The organism is Micromonospora sp. NPDC007230, from assembly GCF_042869115.1.
Classification (GTDB): Bacteria; Actinomycetota; Actinomycetes; order Mycobacteriales; family Micromonosporaceae; genus Micromonospora.
Genome location: NZ_JBIAFE010000039.1, coordinates 33,805 through 49,708, shown reverse-complemented (window position 1 = coordinate 49,708; position 15,904 = coordinate 33,805). Strand labels below are relative to the sequence as shown.

Genomic DNA, 15,904 nt, shown 5'->3' with positions numbered 1-15,904 from the left:
CGCAACCAACGCGCCAAACCCAAAACCGCATTCGCCACGGGATCCAAGATCCGCCACCCGGATTACCCGTTCAAGGCTGCATGACGGGGCACTAGAGTCCTTCTTTAGTCAGACGGCGAGCGCCGTGCTCGGCCCGCTGCCATCTTGATCACGGGGCGCATGGCGTCGAACTTCGCACGCTGGTGTCCATGTGGTGGCCGCTGCCCCGCTGAGAGGTGCGGCCTCACTTCAGGGTGTTCGGTGGGAGGTGCGGTTTTCCGCACTCCGGGCGGTTGAGGTAGGCCTGCTGAGGTCGGCGGTTGACCTCATGGTCCGGGCCGTGGTGAGTTCATAGCGTCTTCGGCATGATCCGTTTGTGTCAGGTGTCGATGCACATTGGCCTGTTGGCCCAGGAGTCTGATCCGTCCCAGGGCGGTCTGGTCGGGTTGGTGACCGATCTGATGGAGCGGCTCGGTGCCCCCGGGGCCGGCTTGGCGGTCGCGTTGGAGAATCTGTTTCCGCCGATCCCGAGCGAGGTGATCCTGCCGCTGGCGGGGTTCACCGCCAGTCAGGGCAAGATGAACCTGTTCGCCGCGATCATTTGGACCACCGTTGGTTCGGTGGTGGGCGCGGTGGCGCTGTACTTCGTCGGCGTCGCGCTCGGGCGGGACCGGGTCCGCGCAATCGCGGCGCGGCTGCCGCTGGTGAGGCTGAGCGACATTGACCGGACGGAGGCGTGGTTCGCCCGGCACGGGGTGAAGACGGTCTTCTTCGGTCGGATGATTCCGATTTTCCGCAGCCTGATCTCCATTCCAGCCGGTGTGGAGCGAATGCGGCTCGCCACGTTTCTGCTCTACACCACGCTGGGCAGTCTGATCTGGAACACCGTGTTCGTGATGGCTGGCTACCTGCTCGGGGAGAACTGGCATGCCGTCGAGTCGTATGTCGGGACGTTCCAGAACCTCGTCATCGCGGTCTGCGCGCTCGCTGTGGGGTACTTCGTCGTTTCCCGCGTGATCAATGTGCGCCGGCGGCGGTCGGCGACGGAGAACGACCTGGCACCGAACAAGCCCGAGCCGTACAGGTCGGGCACACGCGCCGAGCCGTACGGGCGCTCCGGGGCCGACAAGTCGGACCCGGCCGTACGCGGCACCGTGTACGGAACCCCGCGCCGATCGGCGGAGAGCCGATGACGCCGGGCCTCGATAACCGCGCACCGGCAGGGCGCCGCCGTCGGCATGCAGTTCGCGCGCCGTTTACCATGCGGGCCGGCCGATGGAGCGCCAACCATCCCTGGCTCGCGATCACGGTCTGGCTGTGTTTCGTGGCGGCCAGCCTGGTCGGCGGCAGCCTGGTCGGCACGGTGAAGGCCACCACGCAGGACAGCCTGCACGGAGAACTGGCCCGCGCGGACCGCATCGAGCAGGCCGGCGCGTTCCCGGAGGCCCCGGCGGCGGAGAGTGTCCTGATCACGGCGCGGACCGGCGATCTCGATCTCCAACAGGCTCAGGCTGTGGCGGCCGACCTGTTGGCGCGGATGCGCGCGCTGCCCGAGGTGGCGAAGGTCGCTGACCCGGTCACCTCGCCCAACCGCGACGCGGTGCTGGTCGAGGTCGAGATGACCGGCTTGGCGGACGACGCCGACGCGCGGGTCGGACCGCTGCTGGAGGCCACGACTCAGGTCCAGCAGCGGTACCCCGGCCTGCGGGTGGAGCAGGTGGGGTCGGCGTCCTTGGCGAAGGCGCTGACCGAGACGCTGGCGGCGGATTTCGTCAAGGCGGAGCTGATCAGCGTGCCGGTCGCGCTGGTGATCCTGCTGTTCAGCTTCGGCGCGTTGATCGCCGCCGGAGTGCCCGTCGTGCTGGCGTTGTCAGCCGTGGCCGGTGCCATGGGGCTGGCCCAGTTCGCCTCGCATATCTTCCCGGCCGGGGAACTGGTCAGCAGCATCATCCTGCTGATCGGCATGGCCGTCGGCGTCGACTATTCGCTGTTCTATTTGCGCCGCGAGCGGGAGGAACGAGCCCGCGGGCGCGACCATCGCAGCGCGATCAAGATCGCAGCTGCCACCTCGGGGCACGCGGTACTGGTCTCCGGCGTCGCCGTCATGGTCGCCATGGCCAGCCTGTTCCTGGTCAGCGACAACACGTTCAGCTCGATGGCAACCGGCGCCATCCTGGTCGTCGCGGTGGCGGTGATCGGATCCCTCACCGTCCTACCCGCGATCCTGGTCACCCTCGGGCGTTGGGTGGACCGGCCACGAGTGCCCTTCCTCGGTCGACGAATCCAGCGGGCGGAGCATAGCCGCTTCTGGGTGGCGGTCCTGCGACCAGCGCTACGCGCGCCGCTGGCGACGTTCGTACTCTCTGTCGGAGCACTGGTTATCGTCGCCGTCCCGGCATTGGAAATGAACCTCAAGCGGCCGACCGCCACCGACCTGCCCCGCTCGATCCCGATCCTGCGCACCTACGATCGTCTCGCCCTAGCGTTTCCGAGCAACAAGCTGGGTACCAGCCACCTCATCGCGATCCGCACTGATGTCGCCGACGGACCGGCGGTAGAGCGAGAACTCGCCAAGCTGTCCACGCAGATCAAGGGGGATAGCCGGTTCGCCCGAGATCGCCCCCCGACCGTGCGCAGGTCCGCCGACGGTACCGTCTTCCTGGCCACCGTCCACGTGGCGGGCGCCAGCGACAGCAGCGAGGCGACCCAGTCGCTGCGCCGGCTGCGCAGCGAACTGCTGCCGCAGACGGTCGGCACGGTCCCGGATACGCAGTGGGCGGTGGCCGGCCGTACCGCGAGCGATGCCGACTTCCGCGACCGAATGGCGGGGGCGCTGCCGCTGGTTGTCACGTTCGTGTTCGGCATGACCTTCCTGGTCATGCTCGTCACGTTCCGATCGCTGGTGGTGGCGTTGACCTCGATCCTGCTCAACACGATCTCCGTGGCCGCCTCGTACGGGCTGCTGGTACTGGTGTTTCAGCACACCTGGGCGGAGGACCTGCTCGGGTTCACCTCCAACGGCGCGATCGTGTCGTGGCTGCCGCTGATGTTGTTCGTCATCCTCTTCGGGCTCTCGATGGACTACCACGTGTTCGTCGTGAGCCGCATCCGCGAGGCGGTTCAGCGCGGCGTACCGACCCGGCAGGCAATCGAGCAGGGCATCGTCTCGTCAGCGTCCACGGTCAGCAGCGCCGCGATCATCATGGTCGCCGTCTTCGGCATCTTCGCCACCCTGTCGATCGTCGAGTTCAAACAACTCGGCGTGGGGCTGGCCGCTGCGATCCTGATCGACGCCACCATCATCCGCGCGGTCGTCCTGCCGTCCCTCATGCGGCTGCTCGGCGAAGCGAACTGGTGGGCCCCGCGAATCCTCGCCGACCGTCGTAAAACCGATGTCACACAGCGCGGCAGCGACGCCGACACGCAGGTCATCATGGCTGCCGGTGACCGGTAGCTAGGTTGGGTGGGCGGCGGGGCACGCGTGCTCGTGATCGGCCGCCATCGGTCCGAGACGTCATGAGCTGTGGAGGGACGGCCAGGTGGCAGAACGCGCGACGCACGGCCGGCGGTCGTGGATGGGCGCCATGGTCCGGTGGAGCCGACCGGTGGCGGGCGTGGCGGTCGGCGTCCTCACCGCTGCGGCCGAGTTGCTGTTCCTGCTCCTCGCCGGGCTCGTCGTGATCGCGGTCTCGCCAGCGCCAGCCGCTCGCCGACGCATCGGCACCACCACCGTCCGGTACGCCCGACGCATCGGCGAGTGGGAGCGGCAACGCCTGGCCGTCACCGCCTCGGAACCAACCCCGCCACCGGTTCGGGCGACCGGACCGCGTGTGCTCGGCTATCTCGCCGCCCGGCTCCTACCGGCGGCGCTCGGCGTGATCACCGCCGGCCTGCTCGTGGTCGGCGCGGTGCTTGCCGCCATCGTGGTGCGCTCCTTCGTGGCGGGCACCATGACCATGGCCGGCTTCCTGCTGCAGGGGCTCATCGGGGCAGCCCTGCTGGTCGTGAATCTGCAGGCGATAGCCAGCGTGGCCACGCTGGACCGGTGGCTGGCCCGCAGCCTGCTCGAATCCAACACGCGCCAGGCGTTGGAGCGGCGGATCAGCGAACTGGCCGTCAGCCGGGCCGGCGTCATCGCCGCGGTCGACGCGGAGCGCCAGCGCATCGAGCGCGACCTCCACGACGGGCTGCAGCAACACCTCGTCGCACTCGGCGTGCTGCTCGGGCGGGCGCGACGCAGCCGCGACCCCGACAAGGCGCGCGAACTTCTCGTGCAGGCGCACGAGGACGTCCAGCGCGCCGTCGACGACCTGCGGGACGTGGCCTGGCGGGTTTACCCCTCCGCGCTCGACCACACCAACCTGGATGAGGTGCTGAGCATGGTGGCGCAACGATCGGCGACACCCGTCAAAATCAGCTACAAAGTACCGGTCCGGCCCGCCCGACCGATCGAGACCGTGCTGTACTTCGTCGCCTGCGAAGCGATCACCAATGCCACCAAACACGCCCGAGCTACCCTGATCACCATCGAGATCGAGGCGCGGGGTACAAGAATCGAGATGCACGTGCGCGACGACGGCGTCGGCGGCGCCGACCCACACGGCAGCGGCCTACAGGGGCTCGCTCGCCGGGTCACCGCCCTCGACGGACAGTTCGACCTGCAGAGCCCAGCCGGCGGCCCCACGACAATCCGGGCGGAGCTGCCATGCGTGTAGTCCTCGCCGAAGACTCCACCCTGCTGCGCGAAGGGCTGGCCCGCCTCCTCGCCGACGAGGGACACCAGGTGGTGGCCGCCGTCGCGGACGCCGACCAGCTCGTCACCGCCGTCGACCAGCACCACCCCGACGTCGTCATCACCGACGTCCGCATGCCGCCCACCAACACCGACGACGGACTGCGGGCCGCGCTGGAGATCCGCGGCCGCTGGCCCCATATCGCCATACTCGTCCTCTCCCAGTACGTCGAAAAGCGCTACGCCGCCAAACTCCTCGCCGACCGGTCCGAAGGCGTCGGCTACGTCCTGAAGGACCGCGTCGCCCAGGTCGAAGACTTCCTCGACGCCCTCGACCGCGTCGCCGCCGGTGCAACGGCGCTCGACCCCGAGGTCGTCCGGCAACTCTTGTCCGCCACCAGTCACACCGACCCGCTCAACCGCCTCACCCCTCGCGAGCGCGACGTGCTGCACCACATGGCCCAGGGACACACCAACGCCGCGATCGCCGAACGCCTACATGTGTCGCAGAGCGCGGTCGAGAAACACATCAACACCATCTTCGACAAGCTCGACCTGTCCCACGTGACCGGTTACAGCCGCCGGGTCTTGGCGATCCTGCACTACCTCGGCTCCTAGCCGCTCAGGATCGCCTGCCGATACCGGAAGGCCGGAAGTAGAGAGAGGTCGTGGCTTACCTGTAGCAGCGTAATGGCCTCCGAGCCGGCGTCGGCTTCTCGGCAGTTTCGAACGGCAGCCCAGCGGCATCGAGTCACGCTGCGTGATGTGCGGATCGCGGCATGTGCGGACTGTCATGACCATGCTCGCTGGGTGCGGCGCCATCGCTGGGGGGTGATGCCGTAGCGGTCGCGGAAGCGGCGGACGAGATATGTGGCGTCGCGCAGGCCGGTTCGGGCGGCCACGGCGTCGAGCGACAGGTCGGTCTCGCGCAGCATTCGCCGGACCTCGGTCATGCGCCGTTCGGTGATCCATTCAAGCAGGGGGCGGCCAGTGCGCCGGCGGAGCACGGTCGTGAGGTGCCCCGGGGTGTAGCCGAGCGTGCGGGCGACATCGGCGGCGGAGACCGGTTCGCGGAACGTTGCCTCGATCTCGGCGAAGACCCGCTCGACGAGTGGGTCCGGCGTGGCCGGAGCGCTGGGTGCCAGTCGCGCGGCCGCGACCAGAAGCCGGGTGAGCAGTGCGGCGACGGCCTCGCGGGCGCCGAGACGGCCTGGGGCGGCGAGTTCCTCGGCCAGGTCCGCCAGCCACGCCGACCAGTTCGCCTGGTCGGGCTCTGCGATCCGACCGTGCCCCGCGCTGAAGGCGAACAGGGCGAGGAGGGGATGGTGTGCCCAGGCCAGTGGGGAGACCGAGGTCAGGGCGGGGACGGCGTCCGGTGTGAACGCGACCGACCAGGCACGGCCGCGGGCGAACTCGGCCGCGGCCGCGACGCCGATGACCTGCCCGGGCGATACAGCGTGGACCTCGCCAGCGCGCATCGGCCGTTCGGCGCCGTCGACGGTGAACGAGCCCATGCCCTCCTCGACATAGACCAGGACGAAGAAGTCGTGGGCGTGCCGGTGGTCCGGCGGGAGGCTGGGGTGGGCAGCTTCGGTGTCGAAGCGGGTCACCGAGACAGGAGGCAGGCCGGGGCGCTGCCGGTAGCGGTAGACCGGCGTCCCGTCGGGCCGTACCGTGCGCAGCCTCGACGGGACGCCAGGCGAGTCACTGACCGAAGAATGTCCCATGGTTCCCACGTTAAATCCTGCTTGGCAACCGCAGAATATCCAAGACTTGGAGGTGATGACACCGGGTCCGTCAGGGGCCCGCGAGGCAGACCCGCCACCGCGCGCACAGGAGGCATCCATGGCACCTTCGACCCACGTCCGCATCCTCGACCAGCGAACTCCGGAGGATCGGGACCGCCCGTTCCTGCCGGGCGCGGGAAAGACCTGGCTTCTCCCGTTCTACGACGCTTTCACCCGGGTGGCCGGCGTCCGCGCACTGCACGAACGTGCTGTCGAGCTCGCCGGCATCGAGCCCGGCCAGACGGTGGCCGACGTCGGCTGTGGCACGGGCAACCTGTCGTTCGCCGTGCTCGCGGCCCAGCCGAGCGCGCGGGTGACCGGCCTCGACCCCGACGCAGACGCCCTGCGCAGGGCAGCGCGCAAGGCGCGCCGCCGCAGCGTGGCCCTTACCCTCGTCCAGGGATATGCCGACCGGATCCCCGCCGAGGACGCCTCGCTCGACCATGTGGTCTCGTCGTTGGCCCTGCACCACGTCGATGACGACGGTCGGATCGCGTTCGCGCGCGACGCGCTGCGTGCTCTCCGGCCGGGAGGAAGGGTTACCGTTGTCGACTTCGGCGGCCCAGCATCCAACGTCGAGCACGCCGGGCACCCAACACACCGCCATGGCCACAGCCCTGTCCACGCCCTCCGGCACCTGACCCGCCTCATGCGTTCCCGGGTGGCGCACAGCCCGGTCGTGGCCCGCAACCACGGCGACGGCATCGTCAGGCTCCTGGCCGACGCCGGGTTCGGCGACGCCCGGGAGGTCGCGCACGCCGACCACAAGTTCGGCCGGGTCACCTTCGTACAGGCCACTCACCCTTGAACTGAACCTGACGGGGGTGTCGACAGACCCCACCACGCCACGCAACGGCAACAGTCCCAACGCCACAGGCCCGTACCGCCACCAGCATCCGCTCATCGGCTACGTCCGGGCGCCGCGGACGACTGTGACGCTGCGTAGGTCCGCTCTACGGCTATGAGCGTGCACCGGATCTGCGCGTCGCCCTCTCATGCAGCCCATGAGCTGGACCGACAGGTCCAACCTCGACCCGAACGGCAGGGACGTCCAGGTTGAGCGCGCCACGGAGGCCAAGCGTCGCCGCGGCAGTATCTAAGGATCCCGCCGGTCAGCTTTCTGGCGGCGCTCTCGCGCACGGTGGTTCAGGCTACGAGCAGGCGCAGACCGAGCTCTGCCGTGTCGAGGGCGACGATGTCGCGGTTGCGTTCGGCCCACCGGCCTGAGGAAAGATCTTCGCGGAGTGTGCTGACTGCCCGTTGCTCAGCCTGCGGTCCGACTCTGGTCCATACCGAAACCGCGCGGCGTACGTGTTCGTCCAGGTACGCCTCAGGCCGGCGCCAGTATGCCTCGAAGAAGCCGTCAGCGCAGTCCCACGGGACGAGCACCGGCTCTGCGCGTCCTCCGATCGCACGGGTTAGGTCGGCCAAGGACGGCCAGCCGACGAGGAGGTCTGCGAACTCAGGTAAGTAGTCGCGGGTGAGCCAGAACCGCTGACGCCAGTCGGTGCCAGCGGCGTCGTAGGTGAACACCACCACGCGGCGGGCCACACGCCGCATCTCACGCAGCCCGGCAACCGGGTCCGGCCAGTGATGGACGGTGCTGACCGCCATCGCGGCGTCAAAGGACTGGTCCTCGAACGGCAGGCTCTCCGCCGCTGCGGCCACGCACGGCGCCGCGCCCACGGGACGTTGCGCCCGCATGACCGCCGACGGTTCTACCGCCGTGACCTCGCGGTCGGGTGGTTCGTAGGAGCCAGTGCCAGCCCCGACGTTCAGCACCGTTCGTGCGTCCCCCAGCGCATCCCAGATGCGCGCGGCGATCCGTGGCTCGGTGCGCCGCGTCGCTGGGTAAGCGGATCCGATGGCGTCGTACAACTGCGCGCCGAACACTTTCAGTTGCTCCTCTGGCGTCGTCCTGATTCCCATTGCTCGTGCCTCCAGTTCCCTGTCTATGGCCGTCACCATGGCAGCAGCGCGGTCGCGCTGGTCCATCAGCAGGCCGCGCAGCCGGCACAGGTGCGCGACTGCGTCGGTGGCCGGGTCGTCAACCAGATCCGCGATCTCCCGCAATCCGAAGCCGAGCCGCCGGTAGGCGAGCACCTCCCGGAGTCGCTCCACATCGCCCGCGGAGTAGGCCCGGTGCCCAGCCACGGTCCGCGTGGACGGCTCCAGGAGGCCGATCTCGTCATAGTGATGCAGTGTGCGGACGCTGACGCCGGCCAACTCCGCCACACGCCCCACGGTCAGGTGCTCCTCCACGCCACCGACTATGTGGCATGACGCCGCGTGAGGAGCAAGCCATTCGCTGCCGGCTTGATCGAGTTTCCGCTCATCGGTAGTTCAGGTTGCCCGCTCGACCCAGTGGCCAGCTACGGACCGTGACCGCTCTTGGTCGATCAGCACGCACGGACTGCGGCAGATGAACGCACCGACGCCTTGCTTCCGGAATGCTTCGGAATAGGGTTACCCCATGAGGCCGAGCGAAGTCCGGGTCGCGGTCCGCAAATTCGACGGGAGCCTGCACAGGCATCACGCCATGCGTCGTCTCGGGGAGGACGAGCACGGGGTCTGGCTAGGAAGTCCAGTCGGAACGGTCTACCATCGCGGCGACGAAGGCCCTATCTATGCCACGGCCGAGCCTCGGGTCATGCTCATTCCGCCACAAGCATGGTGGACAGCGCTGTACTGCGCCGCGCCCGCGGAATGCGAGCTCTACTGCGACATCACCACACCGTCCACCTGGCCGAACCCGGCCGAGGTCACGATGGTCGACCTGGACCTCGACGTCTGGCGGACCCGGCCGAACGGAGTCGTCGAACTTCTCGACCAGGACGAATTCGCCGCGCGCCAACGGCAATACGGGTATCCTCCGCCTGTCGTTAGGCGGGCAGAAGAAACGGCTGACTGGCTAATGTGTGCTGTCGCGGATCGAGTGGAACCATTCGGCAATGCCTACGAGCATTGGCTCGGCAAAGTCTGAAGCCACTCGTCGAACTTGCGGTCTTCCGGTTGCTGCCAACGCTCAGCTAAACATGTGCTCATGGGCAGAGAACGCGCTCAACTCGACATGTCCGGACGTTCCTCCGGACGCAAGCGGTCACGATCCGTAACGCTCGGATCGCGGCTACCCGTGCGATGGAGCGACGGCGTGAAGCTCTTGGGCGGTGAGCTCACGCTCGCCTGTCGCCCCGACCGAGCCGCGTCTGCGTACGACGCCGCCACCGTGCGTCTACCGCCCGACCAATCAGCACGGCGGAGACCACGCCCGGTCCGCAGTGGACCAGCAGCACACCGGCCAGGGTGGGACCACCCCAGTCGGCGCGATAGCCGGCCGGATCGCTGAGGTCGATCACGAACGGCTCGGCGAGCGCCCGTGCGATGAGATAGAGACCGAACACCGTGCCGAGCACGACAAAAGCCTTCTTCATGAACGCGACGGTAGGAAAGCATGGTCCGGCACCGCGTCAACCCTCGGTAGCATCGCCCGATAGCTCCGAAGTACGACTCTTCGAAGTTAAGCGGGGTTGAGGTGCCCGCGGTGGCGTCGGGTGGTGGCAGTACGCGTGCATAGCCGCTGGCTCTCGGGTTTGCGGAAGCCGTAGGCGTCGCGGGCGATCGTCTTGATGACGCGGTTGGTGCCTTCTGAGCCGGCGTTGGTAATCCCCGTGCGCAGGAACGCGTGGATCTGCGGCCACCAGGCCTCGATCGTGGTGGCGAGGCGGTGGAGTTCGGGCAGGTCGGAGGCGGCGCAGCGGACGTAGAAGCGGTGCAGCAGCCGTGTTCGCGGTCGGGTTGGGTGCGGGCAGCGGCGAGCAGGTCGAGCAGGTCCTCTTTCGCGTTCCATGCGGTCAGGATCGGGGCGCCGATGGCCGTGGGCAGGGCGTCGAGGGTGTCGACCGGGCGGTCGACGTGACAGCCGTGCATGCGGGCGGCGGAGCGGGTCAGCCGGTTGCGGAGTCGCCATTCGGGACCGCCGCCTCGGCCGCGGCGTCCTCGTTCGGTGAGGGTGGTTTGGCGACGGACCTCGGTGACGGCCCGGTTGGCCAGTTGCGCGACGTGGAAGTGGTCGACCACCAGCACCGCGTGCGGCAGCGCGTGCCGGGATCGCTGACGACCGGCGTCCCGGAAAAGTTGTTAAAAGAAATCCGGGAGGCGGTGTCGGATCGGGGCGGTGGTGTTCGTAGCAGGGGTGAGGCCGCCCACGAGGGGCGGCGCCAAGGTAAGGAACCGAGATCATAAAGCTGACGACCATGACTCAGGTCACCATCGATGGAGTGATGCAGGGAAACGGCGGCGCGTCGGATGAGGACCGCAGGAACGGATTCGAGCGCGGCGGATGGGCCCTGGGCAAGGGCGACAACGAGACCCACGCGTTCATCAACCAGACCTACCAGCGCGCCGACGCGTTCCTGCTCGGCCGGCGGACCTACGAGCTGTTCGCCAGTTCGTGGGGGTCCGGGACGGAACAGGATGTCCCTGGCTGGGAGCCCGTCATGCGGGCGTTGAACACACGGCCCAAGTACGTGGCATCGACCACACTCGCCGATCCGGCGTGGTCGGGCACCACCGTCCTGTCCGACGACCTGGCGACCGCCATCGCGGACCTGAAGGCCAAGCCGGGGGGTGAGCTGCAGGTGCACGGCAGCGGCACCCTGATCCGGTGGCTGCTGGAGAACGATCTGGTCGACGAGATGACTCTGATTGTCGTTCCCGTGGTTCTCGGCCAGGGCACGCGGTTGTTCCCGGACGCCGGCCCGGATCTTGCGCTCGACCTGGTCGAGTCGCGCGTCGACTCGAAGGGCGTAACGATCCAGGTCTACCGGCCGGCCGGGCGCCCGCAGTACGCAACGGCTTGAAGTCCCTGACCGGTACACCACACTGCCTTCACGCCACAGGAGATGATCTTCAGATGCAGTACCTGATTTCCGTGATCGACGACGGCACCGGCCCGGCCACCCCGCAGGAGGACGCCGCCATCGACGCGTTCAACGACCGGCTCCAGGCCGAGGGGCACTGGGTCTTCGCCGGCGGCCTCGCCTCGCCCAACACGGCCACCGTCATCGACAACCGCGACGGGCAGGCGCTGTTCACCGACGGGCCCTTCCTGGAGTCCAAGGAGTACCTCGCCGGCTTCTGGATCATCGAGGCACCCGACCTGGACGTGGCGCTCAAGCTCGCCGCTGAGGGGTCGAAGGCCTGCAACCGGAAGATCGAGGTGCGGCCGTTCCTGTCCGCGTGATCGACGTCCGGGAGGCGATCACCCGGGCCCACCACGAGGAGTGGGCCCGGGTGGTCGCCGCCCTGACCAAGCGCTTCGGTGACCTCGACATCGCCGAGGAAGCGGCCGCCGAGGCGTTCGCGACCGCCGTCGAGCGATGGCCGGCCGACGGCGTACCCCCCAATCCCGGCGCCTGGCTGACCACCACCGCCAACCGCAAGGCCATCGACCGGATCCGGCGCGAGAACAAGCGCGACGACAAGCAGAAGGAGGCGCAGATGGTGTACGACGACGACCCGCCCGAGCCTCTCGGCACCATCGACGACGACCGGCTCCGGCTGATCTTCACCTGCTGTCACCCGGCGCTGGCGATGGAAGCCCGCGTGGCGTTGACGCTGCGCATGCTCGGCGGTCTGACCGTGCCCGAGATCGCCCGCGCCTTCCTGGTGGCCGAGAGTGCCATGGGGCAGCGGATCACCCGCGCGAAGGCCAAGATCAAAGCGGCTCGCATTCCCTATCGCGTGCCGTCCGCCGAGGATCTCCCAGCCCGGGTCTCCGGCGTGCTCGCCGTCCTCTACCTCGTGTTCAACGAGGGCTACCTGGCCAGCGGCCCCGACACCGATCCCCTACGTCACGACCTGACCGCCGAGGCGATCCGGCTCACCCGCCTGATCCGTGCCCTCCTGCCACACGACGGCGAGGTGGCCGGGCTGCTGGCGCTGATGCTCCTCATCGAGGCCCGCCGCCCCGCCCGGGTCTCGGCCAGCGGCGAACTGGTCGCCCTCGACGAGCAGGACCGCAGGGCCTGGGACGCGGCGCTGATCACCGAGGGTCACCGGCTGGTCCGCGAGCGCCTCGCCGCTGCCGCCGCCGGGGTCGCTCCGGGCAGCTACCAGATCCTCGCCGCGATCAACGCCGTACACACCTCCGCCCGCGACATGCGCGACACCGACTGGTCGCAGGTCCTCGCCCTCTACGACCAGCTCGTCCGCCTCGACCCCTCCCCGATCGTCACCCTCAACCGGGCCATCGCAGTCGCCGAGCTCGACGGCCCGCAGGTGGCACTGGCGGCCGTCGACCGGCTTGAGCACAAGTTGGCCGGCTACCACGCCTACCACGCCACCCGCGCCGACCTGCTGTGCCGGCTGGGTCGCAGCCAGGAGTCACGCGCGGCCTACGACAGAGCCATCGACCTGGCCGGCAACACCGCCGAGACCGCCTACCTGACGCGCCGCCGCAACCAGTTGGGGTAGCCGGGACCCCGATCGAAACCCCGCGCAGCGGCGGCCGAACCCGGGGTGCCCTGCCGACGCATTCGGCAACCTATCGCGCCAGCGGCGGGCCTCTCGCTTCGTCCGAGCTTCGAACGCCAGGTCGCGACTACACATTTCGCGACGCCGAGCGCGCCGACGATGCCCTGGTAACGGCCGACGGCACCGCCCAAAGAACGCTCGCGGCTAACCGGCCGGGCTCTGAACGGGATCAACGGTCCGTCGACATCGACGAAGATCAAGGGGCTGTTGGCAAGGCCGGCCATCACGCTGGAACCGTATCGTGGGCCCATCCGGGCTGAGCCAGCGTGCGCGCACTCTCCGGGGAAGGACCGGCTGTTCGCTGCACGCACCTCTCGCAACACACGGGGACGCCCGGTCAGCGGCAGATGCGGAGGTTGGATCTCCACAGACCGTCGGATGCTGTTGGTATGTTCCCCCACTGATGGATGCTGGATCAAGTTTGGGGGCGCTTGTGGCTGAGCCTGAGGTGGCGCTGCGACCGGTCAACGACTCCGACCTCGACGCGCTGTTCGAACAGATGCGGGATCCCGAGTCGGTCCGGATGGCGGCTTTTACCGCCAAGGATCCCGATGATCGCACCGCTTTCGATGCCCACATGGCGAAGGTGAGGACATCACCCGATGCCACAAACCGCGTTATCACGCTCGGTGGACGGCTCGTCGGCAGTATCGCCAGCTTCGTAATCGACGGCGACACCGAAGTTACCTACTGGATCGACAGATCGTTCTGGGGACAGCGCATCGCTTCCCGAGCGCTGGCCCTCCTCCTGCAATCGGTTCACGTCCGGCCCTTGTTCGCCCGCGTCGCGAGTGACAACGTGGGATCGCTGAAGGTGCTGCAGAGAGCAGGATTCGCGATCATAGGCACGGAGACATCCTTCGCCAACGGGCGAAACGCTGAGATCGAGGAAACGATCCTGCGCCTCGATGAGCCCGCAACCGCGCCATTCGATGCGCCGAGCGGGAAGAAGCAGACGCATTGATCTCGGCAGTTCAGGGTGCCCGCTCGACCCAGTGGCCAGCTACCGACCGTGACCGCTCTTGATCGATGAGCACGTACGGACTGCGGCAGATCAGGATGTCTGCAGTGGTCGGCGGTGACGGCAAGGCCCAAAGTCGGATCGGCACCCGCACTGCTGGCATGATCGTGGCCATGTGGTTGGAGACGCGGTGAAGGCTACGTCAACTCCTGGAGTCGTGCCGGCACACGGCTCGCTGGCTGTCTATCCCGGTACGTTCGATCCGTTCACCCCGGGGCACCGCGACCTGGTGGCCCGCGCCCGGGTGATGTTCGACCAGATCATCGTGTTGCTGGCGGTGAACGCCGACAAGCAACCAACCGCCGAGGCCACGACCAGGGCCGCACGCGTGCGCGACGCCATGCCGGCAGCCTGGGGCAATGTCGAGGTGGACACCTGGACCGGCCTGACCACCGCCTACTGCCTACGCCGCGGCGCCACGGTCATCGTCCGCGGCCTACGTACCGCCGCGGACTTTCGCCACGAGTACCAGCTCGCTGCGATGAACGAGCAACTCGGCATTCAGACTGTCTGGATGCCGACCCGTCCGCAGCTGGCCGCCACTTCGTCCACGGTCGCACGCGCATACCGCTCGGCACAGTCGGCCCGCCCGTCCCTGAACGCTGCAGAATGACCCCAAGGGGCAACTGGAACGGTCGCAACGCCTCAAGGTGGGATGCACCCTTCTCGGCAGTTCCGGGCGCCTGCCGGCGTGCCGTCCACGCTCACGCTACGTGACGCTCGGATCGCGGCAGATCAGTGCGTTTGTGCTACGAACGGCAACCCCACGGGCCCGCGCTGTTCGTGATCAGTAGGGGCGATAGACAAAAACCGCCCAGAGAAGTGGGGCGGCGGCCAACGGCGCCACGGATAAGGCGAGGATCCGCATCCAGGCCGGCAGGCTGACCCTGAAGGCCACGACAGCGGCCACCGCGGCGTAGCCGCCCGACAGCAACGCGGTCGGAAGCACGGCCAACGGCTCGGGCCCGCAGTCCGACTTGTCCTGCACGAACGGGGGCGCGCAGGCCTCCGACGGAGCCATCGACACGACAAGTTCAATGCCCGAGCAACACATGATCGGCAGTAGCGGGATCGCCAACAGCACGAGTGCGACGGTCGCGCCAACGCTGGTGCGACCCTGCGGCGTCGCCCCGCGCTCATGCCTGGCTGCTCCGCCCGTGCTCCTACGGTCGATCACCGTCATCCCCGTGGGCTATTTTCTTGTCACGCTGGACCACTGGGATCCAGCCTCGACGCCCGCCGTCACAGTGCGGTCAACATGACATGGAAGTTGAGTAACGACGACCAGGGATCGACGCTGCACAACGCGCGATCAGCGGAAAATGAGTATGCGATCAGCGGCGGCATCAGCTCTCGTCAGCGGCCGGTGGATAGACGAAGTGCTTATCGGAGTCCTTGACGAACAGTCGCCAGCATTCGATCGGCCCCGACACCGCAGGAAACACCTCGATCCGCAGGTCGTCAGCGGCGGCCAAGTGGAACGCGCCGTCGTCACGAAGGTGTGCCTCACGCACCGGCAGACCGTCGCCAAGCATTTCCGTCAATAGCCTGGCCGTTCGATCGAACTGCGTCTCGTACCGGTCAAACGCAAGAGTGCGGTCCAAGTGAGCCTTGAGCGGGTACAGGTAGTCGGTCGAGCCCAGCAGAACCTTCGAGTGCCGCACAACCCGAAACGGGCACTGCACGTGCAGCCGCACTTCGTCGTCGCCGCGTGTGAAGCCGACCTCGACCATGTTGAGCGTGCGCCCGACGTTCACGAACCGGGTCCCGCACAGGTCTGCGATCGCCGCCACCAGCTCAGTCTGTGAAACCATCACACTCCCTCATTCAGCCCGCCCATGCTCGCACCCA

Annotated in this window: 17 protein-coding genes and 2 pseudogenes; 12 read left to right on the top strand and 7 right to left on the bottom strand. The window is 68.1% G+C overall.

The features are described from left to right. The 5 genes and pseudogenes from ACFYML_RS33985 to ACFYML_RS33965 form a co-directional block, all read left to right on the top strand. Positions 1 to 84, top strand: a pseudogene (locus ACFYML_RS33985) (transposase); the annotation flags it as partial. Positions 85 to 344: 260 nt separating this feature from the next. After that, a complete protein-coding gene (locus ACFYML_RS33980) occupies positions 345 to 1,172 on the top strand; it encodes a DedA family protein (protein WP_387424539.1) in 828 nt (275 codons plus the stop codon). Further along, complete coding sequence (locus ACFYML_RS33975; protein WP_387424538.1) at positions 1,169 to 3,433, top strand: MMPL family transporter; 2,265 nt, start codon at positions 1,169 to 1,171, stop codon at positions 3,431 to 3,433. Before ACFYML_RS33980 ends, ACFYML_RS33975 begins: the two co-directional genes overlap by 4 nt. Positions 3,434 to 3,518: 85 nt before the next feature. Next, positions 3,519 to 4,694, top strand: coding sequence for a sensor histidine kinase (locus tag ACFYML_RS33970; protein ID WP_387424537.1), 1,176 nt, complete (start codon positions 3,519 to 3,521; stop codon positions 4,692 to 4,694). Next, positions 4,685 to 5,329: a response regulator gene (locus ACFYML_RS33965; protein ID WP_387424536.1), complete on the top strand. Its 645-nt coding sequence runs from the start codon at positions 4,685 to 4,687 to the stop codon at positions 5,327 to 5,329. Before ACFYML_RS33970 ends, ACFYML_RS33965 begins: the two co-directional genes overlap by 10 nt. Before the next feature lie 173 nt (positions 5,330 to 5,502). Here the strand turns inward: ACFYML_RS33965 and ACFYML_RS33960 are convergent, their stop codons facing one another. Continuing rightward, positions 5,503 to 6,438, bottom strand: coding sequence for a helix-turn-helix domain-containing protein (locus ACFYML_RS33960; protein WP_387424535.1), 936 nt, complete (start codon positions 6,436 to 6,438; stop codon positions 5,503 to 5,505). 118 nt (positions 6,439 to 6,556) lie between these two features. On the opposite strand from ACFYML_RS33960, the gene ACFYML_RS33955 reads away from it, so the two are divergent. Further along, on the top strand, positions 6,557 to 7,306 hold the full coding sequence (locus ACFYML_RS33955) for a class I SAM-dependent methyltransferase (protein ID WP_387424534.1): 750 nt from the start codon (positions 6,557 to 6,559) through the stop codon (positions 7,304 to 7,306). Between the two features lie 338 nt (positions 7,307 to 7,644). Here ACFYML_RS33955 and ACFYML_RS33950 read toward each other — a convergent pair whose 3' ends face one another. Further along, on the bottom strand, positions 7,645 to 8,760 hold the full coding sequence (locus tag ACFYML_RS33950) for a MerR family transcriptional regulator (protein WP_387424533.1): 1,116 nt from the start codon (positions 8,758 to 8,760) through the stop codon (positions 7,645 to 7,647). Between the two features lie 211 nt (positions 8,761 to 8,971). Between ACFYML_RS33950 and ACFYML_RS33945 the strand changes: the two genes are divergently transcribed. Then, on the top strand, positions 8,972 to 9,481 hold the full coding sequence (locus ACFYML_RS33945) for a DUF402 domain-containing protein (RefSeq protein ID WP_387424532.1): 510 nt from the start codon (positions 8,972 to 8,974) through the stop codon (positions 9,479 to 9,481). Positions 9,482 to 9,671: 190 nt separating this feature from the next. Here ACFYML_RS33945 and ACFYML_RS33940 read toward each other — a convergent pair whose 3' ends face one another. The 3 genes and pseudogenes from ACFYML_RS33940 to ACFYML_RS33930 form a co-directional block, all read right to left on the bottom strand. Continuing rightward, a complete protein-coding gene (locus ACFYML_RS33940; protein ID WP_387424531.1) occupies positions 9,672 to 9,929 on the bottom strand; it encodes a hypothetical protein in 258 nt (85 codons plus the stop codon). A gap of 86 nt (positions 9,930 to 10,015) precedes the next feature. Then, positions 10,016 to 10,345: a transposase gene (locus ACFYML_RS33935; RefSeq protein ID WP_387424530.1), complete on the bottom strand. Its 330-nt coding sequence runs from the start codon at positions 10,343 to 10,345 to the stop codon at positions 10,016 to 10,018. Positions 10,346 to 10,362: 17 nt separating this feature from the next. Further along, a pseudogene (locus ACFYML_RS33930) lies at positions 10,363 to 10,575 on the bottom strand (ISL3 family transposase); the annotation flags it as partial. A gap of 176 nt (positions 10,576 to 10,751) precedes the next feature. Between ACFYML_RS33930 and ACFYML_RS33925 the strand changes: the two are divergent. The 5 genes from ACFYML_RS33925 to coaD all read left to right on the top strand — a co-directional run bounded on the left by ACFYML_RS33925 (position 10,752) and on the right by coaD (position 14,666). Beyond that, positions 10,752 to 11,357 (top strand): dihydrofolate reductase family protein, encoded by a 606-nt coding sequence (locus tag ACFYML_RS33925; protein ID WP_387424529.1) that lies wholly within the window; start codon positions 10,752 to 10,754, stop codon positions 11,355 to 11,357. Positions 11,358 to 11,410: 53 nt separating this feature from the next. Beyond that, the gene (locus tag ACFYML_RS33920; protein ID WP_387424528.1) at positions 11,411 to 11,740 is read left to right on the top strand and encodes a YciI family protein; all 330 of its coding nucleotides are present in this window, start codon (positions 11,411 to 11,413) and stop codon (positions 11,738 to 11,740) included. Continuing rightward, the gene (locus ACFYML_RS33915) at positions 11,737 to 12,972 is read left to right on the top strand and encodes an RNA polymerase sigma factor (protein ID WP_387424527.1); all 1,236 of its coding nucleotides are present in this window, start codon (positions 11,737 to 11,739) and stop codon (positions 12,970 to 12,972) included. The genes ACFYML_RS33920 and ACFYML_RS33915 overlap by 4 nt, the downstream gene beginning before the upstream one ends. A 493-nt stretch (positions 12,973 to 13,465) precedes the next feature. After that, a complete protein-coding gene (locus ACFYML_RS33910) occupies positions 13,466 to 13,996 on the top strand; it encodes a GNAT family N-acetyltransferase (protein WP_387424526.1) in 531 nt (176 codons plus the stop codon). 214 nt (positions 13,997 to 14,210) lie between these two features. Further along, positions 14,211 to 14,666, top strand: a complete 456-nt coding sequence (coaD, locus tag ACFYML_RS33905) for a pantetheine-phosphate adenylyltransferase (protein WP_387424524.1) — start codon at positions 14,211 to 14,213, stop codon at positions 14,664 to 14,666. 174 nt (positions 14,667 to 14,840) lie between these two features. Here the strand turns inward: coaD and ACFYML_RS33900 are convergent, their stop codons facing one another. Beyond that, the gene (locus tag ACFYML_RS33900; protein ID WP_387424523.1) at positions 14,841 to 15,236 is read right to left on the bottom strand and encodes a hypothetical protein; all 396 of its coding nucleotides are present in this window, start codon (positions 15,234 to 15,236) and stop codon (positions 14,841 to 14,843) included. Between the two features lie 163 nt (positions 15,237 to 15,399). Beyond that, the gene (locus ACFYML_RS33895; protein ID WP_387424522.1) at positions 15,400 to 15,846 is read right to left on the bottom strand and encodes a hypothetical protein; all 447 of its coding nucleotides are present in this window, start codon (positions 15,844 to 15,846) and stop codon (positions 15,400 to 15,402) included. Positions 15,847 to 15,904 lie beyond the last annotated feature (58 nt).